The organism is Paenibacillus sp. FSL P4-0184, from assembly GCF_038004625.1.
Lineage (GTDB): Bacteria > Bacillota > Bacilli > Paenibacillales > Paenibacillaceae > Paenibacillus_AQ.
The window spans coordinates 4469602-4481321 of sequence record NZ_JBBORN010000001.1; the positions used below are offsets into that span (position 1 = coordinate 4469602).

Annotated in this window: 12 protein-coding genes and 1 pseudogene; 11 read left to right on the top strand and 2 right to left on the bottom strand. The window is 40.9% G+C overall.

All coding sequences use genetic code 11. The features are described from left to right. Positions 1–37 precede the first annotated feature (37 nt). From MKY52_RS19630 to MKY52_RS30385, 10 genes and pseudogenes are all read left to right on the top strand, one after another. Positions 38–1066 carry a FecCD family ABC transporter permease gene (locus tag MKY52_RS19630; protein ID WP_379423697.1) on the top strand — a complete coding sequence of 343 codons (1029 nt, stop codon included), beginning with the start codon at positions 38–40 and terminating at the stop codon, positions 1064–1066. Beyond that, entirely contained in the window at positions 1059–2060 is a 1002-nt protein-coding gene (locus tag MKY52_RS19635) for a FecCD family ABC transporter permease (RefSeq protein WP_341052918.1), read from the top strand. Before MKY52_RS19630 ends, MKY52_RS19635 begins: the two co-directional genes overlap by 8 nt. 39 nt (positions 2061–2099) lie before the next feature. Next, positions 2100–3161 (top strand): NAD(P)/FAD-dependent oxidoreductase, encoded by a 1062-nt coding sequence (locus MKY52_RS19640; protein WP_341052919.1) that lies wholly within the window; start codon positions 2100–2102, stop codon positions 3159–3161. A gap of 107 nt (positions 3162–3268) precedes the next feature. Beyond that, the gene (locus tag MKY52_RS19645; protein ID WP_340971289.1) at positions 3269–4048 is read left to right on the top strand and encodes an SDR family oxidoreductase; all 780 of its coding nucleotides are present in this window, start codon (positions 3269–3271) and stop codon (positions 4046–4048) included. Positions 4049–4187: 139 nt separating this feature from the next. Next, the gene (locus MKY52_RS19650; protein ID WP_094874754.1) at positions 4188–4664 is read left to right on the top strand and encodes a GNAT family N-acetyltransferase; all 477 of its coding nucleotides are present in this window, start codon (positions 4188–4190) and stop codon (positions 4662–4664) included. A 68-nt stretch (positions 4665–4732) separates the two neighbouring features. After that, complete coding sequence (locus MKY52_RS19655; RefSeq protein ID WP_341052921.1) at positions 4733–5437, top strand: class I SAM-dependent methyltransferase; 705 nt, start codon at positions 4733–4735, stop codon at positions 5435–5437. A gap of 19 nt (positions 5438–5456) precedes the next feature. Further along, the gene (locus tag MKY52_RS19660) at positions 5457–6209 is read left to right on the top strand and encodes a DUF4184 family protein (protein ID WP_341052923.1); all 753 of its coding nucleotides are present in this window, start codon (positions 5457–5459) and stop codon (positions 6207–6209) included. Positions 6210–6378: 169 nt separating this feature from the next. Next, on the top strand, positions 6379–7617 hold the full coding sequence (locus MKY52_RS19665; protein WP_341052924.1) for an ATP-binding protein: 1239 nt from the start codon (positions 6379–6381) through the stop codon (positions 7615–7617). 125 nt (positions 7618–7742) lie between these two features. Then, entirely contained in the window at positions 7743–8405 is a 663-nt protein-coding gene (locus MKY52_RS19670) for a DUF421 domain-containing protein (protein ID WP_341052927.1), read from the top strand. Between the two features lie 41 nt (positions 8406–8446). Beyond that, a pseudogene (locus MKY52_RS30385) lies at positions 8447–8920 on the top strand (GNAT family N-acetyltransferase). Positions 8921–8967: 47 nt separating this feature from the next. On the opposite strand, the gene MKY52_RS19685 reads toward MKY52_RS30385, so the two are convergent. Together MKY52_RS19685 and MKY52_RS19690 are read right to left on the bottom strand one after the other, a co-directional pair. Further along, positions 8968–10377, bottom strand: a complete 1410-nt coding sequence (locus tag MKY52_RS19685; RefSeq protein ID WP_341052930.1) for an MDR family MFS transporter — start codon at positions 10375–10377, stop codon at positions 8968–8970. 86 nt (positions 10378–10463) lie between these two features. After that, the gene (locus tag MKY52_RS19690; protein WP_341052932.1) at positions 10464–10889 is read right to left on the bottom strand and encodes a MarR family winged helix-turn-helix transcriptional regulator; all 426 of its coding nucleotides are present in this window, start codon (positions 10887–10889) and stop codon (positions 10464–10466) included. A gap of 223 nt (positions 10890–11112) precedes the next feature. Between MKY52_RS19690 and MKY52_RS19695 the strand changes: the two genes are divergently transcribed. After that, positions 11113–11634 carry a CAP domain-containing protein gene (locus tag MKY52_RS19695; RefSeq protein WP_341052933.1) on the top strand — a complete coding sequence of 174 codons (522 nt, stop codon included), beginning with the start codon at positions 11113–11115 and terminating at the stop codon, positions 11632–11634. Positions 11635–11720 lie beyond the last annotated feature (86 nt).

Consider the following 11720-nt stretch of genomic DNA (forward strand, 5'->3'; position numbering starts at 1 on the left):
TGACGATTCCGGCAGTTTAGTTGTTAAGACTGCTCTAATGAATAGGAGGCTCGGTGCAGACGTGAATGGTTCTTTCCTAAGCAAGCGAAAGCTCGCCGGCCTAGTTGTCGGCGCGATTCTACTTCTAATTAGTATGTTATGCAGTGTATTGTACGGTCTTCATCAATTCAGCTTGAAAGATCTATGGCTGGCTTACAGTCAATTCAACGGTTCCAACGAACATCTTATTCTGACGAAGGTTCGTGTTCCCCGAACCCTGATTGCGGCACTGGTGGGGGCAAGTTTAGCAGTAGCCGGGGCTATTATGCAGGTTCTGACAAGAAATCCGCTGGCTTCGCCCTCTGTCTTCGGTGTAAATGCTGGCGCTGTGCTATTTATTGTCATCGGGCTACTCGTATTCGGTTCCTCGTTAACGATGAGCGGCATGGTCTGGCTTGCTTTCGCAGGTGCGGTCGCAACATCGGTGGTCGTCTATACGCTTGGATTGCAAGGAGGCGGTTTCGAGCCGGTAAAGCTGACCTTGGCCGGCGCTTGTATGGCAGCTTTCGCTTCCTCTATTACATCCGGCATTATTCTAATTAATAAGCAGTCGTTGGAATCTGCCCTATTCTGGATGATTGGCTCTGTAGAAGGAAGAAATCTGGAGCATTTACTGATGGTTCTGCCTTATATGGCGATAGGAATGACGATCTCACTATTACTCTCGGGCTCGTTAAATATTATGGCGATTGGAGACGATAGCGCGAAGAGCTTGGGACAGCGTCTAACGCTGGTCCGCGTGCTGTCTGCTACGGCAATTGTACTATTGGCGGGAAGCTCGGTAGCAGCAGCTGGTCCGATTGCTTTCATAGGACTTATTGTCCCTCACTTATGCAGATACATCGTTGGGCATGATTTTAGATGGCTGCTTCCTTATACCGCATTAGTTGGGGCGATCCTTTTGGTGACTGCGGATTTAGCATCGCGCTTTATTCTGGAATCCAGAGAAGTTCCGGTTGGTGTCGCAACGGCGATTATCGGCGTTCCCTTTCTGATCCATGTGGCTAGGAGGAAACAGCATGCTTAAAGCGCGTATAGCGAAGCATTCGTTCTTGTTGTTTTTAGGTTTAACTTGTCTCGTTGCCGCCTTGTCGCTCCTTAGTTTATCCGTTGGGGGAGTTAGCGTACCATTAAAAGAGGTACTTGCTTCTCTTACGGGGCGAAACGCAGAAGCCAGTAACCTGATCATTATGCAGTTCCGTTTGCCTCGAATAGTAGCCGCTATACTCATTGGCGCAGCATTGGCAGTAGCGGGTGCGCTTTTACAGGGCGTCATCCGCAATCCTCTCGCTTCGCCCGATCTGCTGGGTGTAACCGGAGGGGCATCGGTAGCTGTGGTTGCCTTCATGACTTTCGTGACCGGCTACAGTATCCACTGGGTACCGTTCATTGCCATCGGCGGCGCGTTGGTTGCGACAACTATTAATTATGTATTTGCTTGGAAAAAAGGCGTGTCGCCGTTTCGGCTGGTGCTGATCGGCATTGGCATTTCTACCGCAATGGGCGCGCTCACTACGTTTCTTCTAATTAGCGGGCCGGCTTATTTGGCCGCACAAGTGCTGAATTGGATGACGGGAAGCATCTACGGCACCAATTGGAGTTATATTGAAGTGCTGTGGCCGTGGGTAGCGGTATTCATTCCTTTATCGCTACTGCTCGCGAAGGAATTAAATGTGCAATCCTTAGGTGAGGATGTCGCTCGCGGGCTTGGAAGCAGGCTTCAGCTAAGCCGAATGATTCTCTTATTTTATAGCGTTGCACTTGCCGGTGCTGCAGTTGGTGTAGCCGGGACGATATCGTTCATCGGATTGATGGCACCGCATATCGCCAGAATGCTTGTTGGAAATTCTTACAAGCTGATCATCCTGGTATCCGCATTAATTGGTGCAATCATTCTACTGTTGGCGGATTTGGCAGGAAGAATGCTTTTTCAACCGCTAGATGTTCCGGCAGGCGTGTTCACAGCAGGCATTGGAGCTCCTTTTTTCATGTATCTGCTGTTTAAGCGCAAGAAGATTTAGATCTTCTTTCAAGAGGATGAGAATAGAGGGAGGCAAAGAATGGTTCAGAAATTGGAGCTTTTTGACGTAACTATAATCGGTGGAGGACCGGCGGGGTTGTATGCTGCCTTTTACAGTGGAATGCGCGACATGAAGACGAAACTGATTGAGGCGAGAGAGGAACTCGGAGGAAGGACATTAATGTATCCGGAGAAGATCGTCTGGGATGTCGGCGGCATGGCCCCGAATCGCGCAGCGCAGCTGACAAAGCTCATGATCCAGCAAGCTCAAACTTTTGATCCGACCATTGTACTGGGTCAACAAATTACCGGGTTGGTGAGATTGGTTGATGGCACGATGCGTATAACATCTGCGACCGGAGAGCAGCATTGGAGCCGGACGCTGATTTTGGCCATAGGCCATGGTGCGCTAAAGCTTGCTAAGCTTAACCTGCCCGGAGCTGAAAATTACGAAAAGGATAATCTCCATTATAACGTTACGGATGTGGCAAGCTTTCGCGGTAAAAGAGTGCTAATCTCCGGAGGCGGTGATTCAGCTGTCGATTGGGCTAATGAACTAGTAGGAATCGCTTCATCGGTTACGCTCGTGCACAGGCGGGATCGATTCAGTGGTATGGAACGGAATGTGAGGCGGATGAACGCATCGAACGTTCAAGTTCTTACGCCATATGCCATTAAGAATTTATACGGGAATGGCAATCGCCTTTATGCTGTTTCAATCGCTCCATTAAATGCGGATGGGGAATGGACGGATGAAACAGAACAGGAGCGTCTTGCGGTGGATGCCGTCCTAATTAATCATGGGCTACGCGGGGATTTAGGTCCTATTGTGGATTGGGGGTTAGTGAGAGAGGATAGGAATTTTAATGCGGACGAGAAGCTGGCAACCAATCTTCCAGGAGTGTTCGTGGCTGGAGATACGGCAAATTACGGCAGCAAGCTTTATCTTATTGCTGGAGCTTTTACGGATGCAGCGTTAGCCGTGAACAGCGCCAAGTTGTATATCGAGCCGGATGCGTCAACAAGAGCGCAGGTCTCCTCACATAACAGTAAGTTTGATGAGAAGAACAGGGCGTTAGAACTTGTAGAGGAACGAAGCTGAAGGAAGGAATTCACACTATTTTTTTATAGTATAAGTTTGTTGCATCTGCTAATGTCTATGTATTCCTACCTTTCTATCCTTCTACTTAATGATCGGAGGTGTTATAGATGAACTCATTGAAAAATAAAATAGCAATCGTTACTGGAGCAAGCAGATCCACAGGAATTGGAACAGCCATATGCCGTTCACTTGCAAGCCAGGGGGCAGATATTTTCTTTACGCATTGGCATCCTTTTGATGAAACGGAAGGGAATGGTGGAGAAAAGGAATGGCCGGAGCAACTTTGTGCAGAACTGAAAAGCTTGGGAGTCAGGGCGAGTCACATGGAAGCAGATTTTTCCAATCCTGAAATCTCAATAAAGATTATGGATCAGGTAGAACAAACTTTAGGAAATGCTTCCATTTTGATTAACAATGCAGCTTATTGCGTGCCCACGAATTATCAGAACCTGAGCATCACTTCGTTAGATCAACACTATGTAGTGAACAATCGTGGCACGGTTTTACTCAGTACTGAATTTGCCAGAAGATTCGAAAAGAATCATTCAAAGGGGACTCCAGGTAGAATTATTTTTATGGTTTCTAAAGGGCCTGACCCTGATAACCTGGCTTATATATTGACAAAGGGTGCATTAATTGGATTAATTGAACCTCTTTCTGTTGGTTTAGCTCCGCTTCATATCACAGTCAATGGTTTTGATCCGGGTCCTACGGATTCCGGGTGGATAACGGATGAGATGAAAACTCATTTTTTACCTATGTTTCCAATGGGAAGAATCGGTTTGCCAGAAGATGCAGCTAGAGGCATTAGTTTCTTAGCGAGTGATGATTCGCAGTGGATTACGGGGCAAGTGATTAAGTCTGAAGGTGGATTTCTAGGGAAATAAAAGACATAAGTACTTCATCCTGGCTACCGATTGAACGGTAGCCTTTTTTAGCTAGTGGGCAGACTTTCGCTACAAAACATGGAAATTGATGATATAATATCCAAACTCAATAATTTAGATATGAAAGGAGAAGCCCGGCATGATTACTCTCAGAAAGATCACACTAGAAAACCGACGTGCTATTTTCAATTTGGAGGTTTCAGACGATCAACGTCGCTTCGTAGCGTCCAATTTATCAAGCATGGCTTCGTGTTATGTCCTTGTAACCAATGGTGGTCATCCATTTCCGTTTGCGATTTACGCGGATGAAGAGCCGGTTGGTTTTGTGATGATGACTTATGGTATTACTGGATATGAAGTGCCATCCTTTGTAAATGATAGCTATTGTATCCTGCGACTAATGATTGATAAACGATACCAGAATCAGGGCTACGGCCGAGAAGCCATGACAAGAATTTTAGAATTTATCCGCACTTTACCGGCAGGCCCCGCACAATATTGCTGGATTTCTTATAAGGCTGATAACTTGCCCGCTAAAAGGCTCTATGAAAGCTTCGGTTTCCGTGACAGCGGCGAAATTATTGAAGAAGAGCTAACAACCGTATTGCGACTTTGATTTGCTTTATACTTTTCAAAGGTAGTTTCTTCAGCATAATGCTTGATTTAGAAAGCCCGAGGTGTGATATGGAAAGAGTAGCGAATATTAGAACGGAAGAGAAGAGATATCATGATATGTGTTACGATAGTTATAATTTATTCGAGCCAGGTTCCTGGCTATATAGACCTGTACAAACGGCAATCGATCTATTAGAAGCGTACACTGATCAAGAATATTTAAGTGTACTAGATTTAGGATCTGGGATTGGTAGGAATAGTATACCCATAGCGGAATCCATGAAAAATCGAAATGGTAAGGTTGTTTGCGTGAATTTATTAGAGTCGGCCATAGAAAAATTAGAGAGTTATAGTCAGAAATTTGGGGTCGAACCCTTTATTGTGACAAGATTATCAGACATTGAACATTTCGTTATCGATAAGGAGGAGTATGATATTATTTTAGCAGTGTCTTCTTTGGAACATGTAAGTTCGGAGAAGGTACTTCACAGAAAACTTAATGAAATGATTTGTGGAACAAAAACAAATGGGACCAATTGCATTATTATCGGATCGAACATACAAGAGGTAAACCTTGAAAATGGACAAGAATTAGATCCAATGTTTGAAGTGAATTTATCTACAGAAAAAATGCTGGACTTATTAGTTCATCAGTACACTGAATGGGAAGTTCAACATCAATTTGTAAAACAATTAGAATATGAAATTGAAAGAAACGGACAAGCTGTAAAACTTACAACAGATTGTATTACCTTTGTTGCTAAGAAGTTATAAATAACACTAGGAGATGGTTATGCCTTTTACCTTTGCTCATCCTATATTTGCACTTCCGTTTAAATATGTGAAACCAAAATATTTTAGTATTACAGGCTTGATATTAGGAAGTATGTCGCCTGATTTTGAGTATTTTATTATGCTTGAGCCCTATCAAAGTATAGGCCATTCTATAACAGGACTATTTTTGCAGGCGATTCCCCTATGTGTGATCCTTGCAGTGATTTTTCATGTCATCGTAAAGGAAATATTAGTATTGCATCTTCCTTCAAACTATAATATTGATCAACGAGCATACAATACCTTAAGCAAGTGGAGATTGAATCCTAAGGGCTGGGTAGTGTTTATCCTATCTGTGATTATTGGTTTTTTAACTCATGTGTTCATCGATGGATTTACACATTTCAATGGTTACTTTGTTGAGCGATATTCCCCTCTAAGAGACCTAATGATTTATAATCTTCCTCTTTATAAAATACTGCAGCATTCTTTTTCGGCATTCGGATTACTCATGCTAACCTGGATGATAATTGGTTCTTTGAATCGACACCATGAAACGATAACGATAATACCAGCGGTTTCTACGAAACAAAAGATTGTTTTCTGGACATCAGTAGTTGTTGTAGCAGTTGTTTTGACCAGTATAAAGTTATTTTTTAGTTCGAGCGGGAATATAATCGGTATTCTTGTGGTTTCACCTATAACGGGGATATGCTTAGGAATTGTACTTGTATCGCTCATTATAAGATTGCTACAAACAACAAAACAATAAAAATCATCGCTTCATCAAAGCATCCATAGGGTGCTTTTGTTTTTTATTATTTAAAAAATGGTTGAGAAATACATAGTTAATAAGGGGAACTTTACTTATAATATTATTTTAGCGTATTTTTCCAGTACGCTGTATTTTAAGCAACACTAGGCTGAAAGGAAGTTATCCCTTGTTTGAGACTTTGCTTTTGAATTTCTTGTTTTTATTGTTTCCAATCTTAATTTTTCTACTTTTCTTTGAGAATCGTGCTTTTGCTTATAATAGTAAGATTCTAGTTCTACTGTCGGCAGTGACCATGTGTCTCTGTATAGCCAAACCTTTTAAACTCGATATGGGCTTTATTTTTGATTTGAGATATGTTCCGTTTATTATTGTGGCTCTTTTTGGTGGATACAAGAACGTTCTACCGCTATATATCCTTTTAAATATCTATCGATTCTATGTAGGTGGAGAGGGTACGTTACAATCCTTTCTTTTCGCCACTTCAATCCTGATTCTGGTTCCTCTATATAGTAAAAAGTTCCTAAAACTAGATTCGAAAAGTCGCATCATCGCGGCAACAATAATTTCTTTTCTGACAATGGGATTTTACCTAATTATATTAGGTTTTACACAGGGGAGTTTAAATAGGGAATATTGGTTTCTCACCTTAAATGCCTTTACGACGCATGTCGGGGTAATGTGTATCAATATGATCTTAATAGAAAAGATTATTACTAATATTAAGAATCGCGACCGAATTATGCAATCTGAAAGATTAAATGTCGTGAGCGAGCTAGCGGCAAGTGTATCACATGAAATCAGAAACCCGCTTACAGTGACCAGCGGTTTTTTGCAGCTGTTGAATAAATCTAAGACGATCACAAGGGAGGAGAAACAGTACGTAGAGTTATCTCTATTAGAATTACAGAGGGCTGAAAAAATCGTGAGTGACTATCTTTCATTTGCTAAGCCGCAATCCGATAATATGGTTTATTCCAACATGCAGGAGGAGTCAGAATATACTAAGAATATCATCATGCCTTATGCCACTATGCACAAAGTAGAGGTCAAATTTAATTTTAATAATTCACTATTCAAAAATTATGATCGGAACCAAATACAGCAATGTCTTATTAATCTATATAAAAACGGAATCGAAGCCATGAAGGAAAAGGACGGTGGTACGCTGTTCATCGATATTTCGGAAAAAAAACAAAATATTATTATCAGTATTCGCGATACTGGCATTGGAATGACAAAGGAAGAAATATCGCGTCTCGGTAAACCGTATTATTCGACCAAAGCTGAAGGTACGGGACTGGGGATGCTTATGGTCTACAGTACCATTGATAAAGTGAAGGGCATTGTTGAAGTTGATAGTGAAAAAGGCAAAGGCACAACGTTCCTTATCACCATTCCAACATAAGGGCAAGTTGCAGAGCGTCTCGTTTGCTGTTTATCCCCCACTAGGAGTGTGTAATACCTTTCATGAATGGATTTCGTGTCATAAGGGCAACGACCCTGTGCGAAGTCCCATCTGGGGGTGCAGTAATGGAGATATTTGTAACTATAGGTGTCAAACTGATCATTAGTTTCTTTGGTTTGTGGATCATTACCTTTATTACTGGCCGCAAGACGCTTAGCCAATTGACACCTCTCGATTTCTTGTCATCATTGATTTTAAGTGAGATTGTAGGGAATACGATATACGATGATGAGGTGAAGATCTGGCATCTGCTTTTTGGGCTTTTCATCTGGACCGCTTTTTCTTATTTGTTTGAAAAGGCAACGACCCATTTTGTGAAGTTCGGGAACATGGCGGAAGGCCGGACGGTGTTGCTTATTGACGATGGCAAAGTGAATCAGGATTTGATGGAGAAATACGATATTGAGTTTACCCAACTGCTGTTTATGCTGCGGCAGCAGAATATTTTTTCTCTAAGTGAAGTGAAGTATGCTCTGCTCGAAACGAATGGCTCACTGTCGGTTATGCGCAAGTCTGAAGAGGAGCAATCGGAGCAGTCTTCCTCTTTTTCCATTACAGTTATTGATAAAGGTAGGCTGCTGGAAGATTCGATGCGTGGCAGAACGATGAATAAGATACAGATCCAGGAATGGATCGAGGAGCAAGGTTATAAACGCGTTGAGGACATTGCTTATGCTGAATACAAGGAAGACGGATCACTCTATATCATACCTAAAAACAAACCATAAACCTTGTTAATAGTAATATATTTTAATGGAGGTACATCTTTATGGGGATTTCTTTATGTAAAGCAGACGTAAGTGATGCGGAATTTATTCATCAAATGCAAGTCAAAGCCTTTATGCCATTACTGGAGAAATATAAGGATTATGAAACCAGCCCAGCCAATGAATCCGTAGAACAAATGATAAACCGAATTAATCAGTCTTTTACAGAGTATTAAATAATTAAGACTTCTGATATTGCTGTGGGCGGTGTCCGAATCGTTAAAAAGGAAAACAATACTTATCGTGTCAGCCCCATATTTATTATGCCAGAATACCAGGGGATGGGGATCGCCCAACAGGTTTTTGCAATTATTGAACAGAGATATAATGACGCGAAAAAATGGGAGCTGGATAGTATTGAGCAAGAGCAGAGGAACTGTTATTTATATGAAAAGGTAGGATATAAACGAACGGAAGAAACAAAGCGAATAAACGATAAATTAACTTTAGTATTTTATGAAAAAACTATTGATTAAAATATAGACAGCGGACAGCTTATGTCCACTGTCTTTTTTGATTAAAATTAATAAACTCTAATACGCTTCACAAATAACGATAAAATTAATCCGATAACTGCAATTGCTGCGATAAATAAGTATGCATGTGTAATTCCTGCGGTTAAAATTTCAGCCTGTGCAGCAGTTGGATGTGTATTAGCGAATCGTGTTTGTCCGCTAGACATTAGTGTAACAGCGAACGTTGTACCAAGAGCACCTGCGATTTGTTGAAGTGTGTTCATAACAGCAGCACCATCCGGATAGTATTTCACGGGTAATTGATTTAAGCCATTGGTTTGAGCGGGCATAATGACCATAGCTAATCCGATAAACATAGCGCAGTGTATTAAAATAAAGGTCAGGTTACTGGTTTCAGTAGAATTGCTTGTAAATAGAAAACCTGCAATGGTTGCGATGGAGAATCCAAGCGGCAGCAATAATTTTGGACCGAATTTATCAAATATTCTACCCGTAACTGGAGCCATAGCTCCGTTAATCACACTGCCTGGAAGGAGTAGAATTCCTGCAGCTGTAGCTGATAACAATAAACCTCCTTTTAAATATAACGGTAATAAAATGGCAGAGGATAAAATGATCATCATTCCTAAAAAGACCATTATCAGACCTATTGTAAACATAGGATATTTAAACACTCGTAAATTTAGCATCGGCGTTTCCAACTTAAACTGTCTTAATACAAACAGGATTAAGCTGATGACACCAACGATAAGAGGCAGATAGACAATGATTTCACTTAAAGCATGATCAGCGATGTTGCTAAATCCAAATACGATGCCACCAAATCCGAAAGTAGAAAGTAGAATGGATAAAATATCTATTTTAGGTTTAGAGATTTTGGCTACATTTTTGATAAATGTTAATCCGAATCCAAATGTAAATAATAATAAAGGTAAACTTGTCCAAAAGATAAACTCCCAGCCAAAATGATCCACGATCAAACCAGACAAAGTTGGCCCGATGGCCGGTGCGCACATAATAACAAGTCCCATCATCCCCATGACAGTTCCACGTTTATGTGCAGGGAAAATTATTAGAATAATGTTCGTCATTAGGGGCAGCAATAAACCAGTTCCCATGGCTTGCACTAAACGCGCAATTAATAAGGAGGTGAAATTGGGGGAGAGGGCAGCAATTAAAGTACCAATGATAGATAATAACAAGGATGCTGTGAATAATTGTCTAGTGGTAAACCATTGCATTAATAGGGCGGATATCGGAACGAGGATACCTAATACAAGTAAATATCCTGTGGTTAGCCATTGAACCGTTGAGGCGTTGATTGAAAATTCATCCATTAAGTTGGTAAAAGCCATATTTAAGGCGGTTTCACTAAATAGCCCGACGAATGCTCCTAGCATAAGGGAGAAGGCCATTAGGGCGGGACGTTTAACTTGAACAGCTGCTGTTGATTCCATGATAGGGATAAACCTCTTTTCAGAATTGATTCGTATTATTTTTGAAGAATAGATGATATGTCAACTATAGAGCGGAGGATATGCATTTATGCCTCACTTACATTATTCTGCACACGAGTTAACAAAGTTTTTAGCGCTGAGTACTCCGCAGGAGAGAATCCTGTCGCTATAATTTCGTTTAATTTAATTGTCACCTCATTGATTGTAGTCTCTAATTTCCTGCCTTCGTCTGTGACAAAAACATTTACCGAACGACGGTCTTGCATACTTGTTACTTTATGAATGTACCCTTTGTTCTCTAAGCTAGCGATCATTCGGGCAACACTGGCTTTATCCTTCCCAAGTTTATTAGCAATCTCGTTCTGAGATAGACCTTCTTTCTCAAGCAACAAAGCCATAAGTAAATGTTGTTCAGGCGCAAGCCGAACGGGTGCAAGCAATTTCGTTAAATAATTGGCTATTTCTAAGTGTAAATCTCGAATCACTAATCCTAGTGGGTCTTTGGAATCCATGTGATCTCTCCTAATCAAAATATAGATGATATATCAACGTTCATGATTTGTTTATATTAACATAAAGTAACTAATACAAGTCAAGTTAAAGAAAAATCAAGTTAATAATTCCTCGGTACTAGCTCACGAATAGTAGATCTATTAAAAATTTATAGATTTTAGTACAAGCGTGAAGATCTCTTCCACAATATATTGTTATAAATACATTGCTGGAGGGGAATTTATGAGAAAAAGAATATCATCAATAAGAGGAGTCAAGAGTTCACTTTCTAAAGGATCAACGCTGAAACGCACTTCGAGTAAACCGACGAAAAGAGTAGGGCGGTCAAGAATTCATATTAGACAAGCTAATGCGTTTGAACTACAAGTATTTAGATTGGTCAACGAAGAACGGACGAGTAGAGGAATTGCTGCCTTAACTCTAAATACGCAGCTTACTGATCTTGCAGTTTTGAAATCAAGAGATATGAGGGATAATAATTATTTTAGCCATACCTCTCCAACTTATGGCACCCCATCTCAAATGTTAGATCGATTTGGAGTGGCTTGGCGTGCTTATGGAGAAAATATTGCAGCAGGGCAAGCAACACCTGAAGCAGTAATGAGAACGTGGATGAATAGTGCTGGTCATAGAGCTAATATTTTGGATCCTCGCTTTACGGATATTGGGGTTGGTTATGTAGGGGGAACAGCTACTAGTCAATATCAACATTATTGGACACAACTCTTTATACAGAAACCATAAGAATAATATGGAGAAACCACTCTATAATGAAATGCGCCTCGGTTTGTGTTTAACTAATGAGGCGAATCTCAATTACGGAGTGTTTT

Excerpts from the sequence above, each read along its gene's own strand:
- MKY52_RS19630 (WP_379423697.1), top strand. The coding sequence starts at position 38 with ATGAATAGGAGGCTCGGTGCAGACGTGAATGGTTCTTTCCTAAGCAAG.
- MKY52_RS19635 (WP_341052918.1), top strand. The coding sequence starts at position 1,059 with ATGCTTAAAGCGCGTATAGCGAAGCATTCGTTCTTGTTGTTTTTAGGT.
- MKY52_RS19640 (WP_341052919.1), top strand. The coding sequence starts at position 2,100 with ATGGTTCAGAAATTGGAGCTTTTTGACGTAACTATAATCGGTGGAGGA.
- MKY52_RS19645 (WP_340971289.1), top strand. The coding sequence starts at position 3,269 with ATGAACTCATTGAAAAATAAAATAGCAATCGTTACTGGAGCAAGCAGA.
- MKY52_RS19650 (WP_094874754.1), top strand. The coding sequence starts at position 4,188 with ATGATTACTCTCAGAAAGATCACACTAGAAAACCGACGTGCTATTTTC.
- MKY52_RS19655 (WP_341052921.1), top strand. The coding sequence starts at position 4,733 with ATGGAAAGAGTAGCGAATATTAGAACGGAAGAGAAGAGATATCATGAT.
- MKY52_RS19660 (WP_341052923.1), top strand. The coding sequence starts at position 5,457 with ATGCCTTTTACCTTTGCTCATCCTATATTTGCACTTCCGTTTAAATAT.
- MKY52_RS19670 (WP_341052927.1), top strand. The coding sequence starts at position 7,743 with ATGGAGATATTTGTAACTATAGGTGTCAAACTGATCATTAGTTTCTTT.
- MKY52_RS19685 (WP_341052930.1), bottom strand. The coding sequence starts at position 10,377 with ATGGAATCAACAGCAGCTGTTCAAGTTAAACGTCCCGCCCTAATGGCC.
- MKY52_RS19690 (WP_341052932.1), bottom strand. The coding sequence starts at position 10,889 with ATGGATTCCAAAGACCCACTAGGATTAGTGATTCGAGATTTACACTTA.
- MKY52_RS19695 (WP_341052933.1), top strand. The coding sequence starts at position 11,113 with ATGAGAAAAAGAATATCATCAATAAGAGGAGTCAAGAGTTCACTTTCT.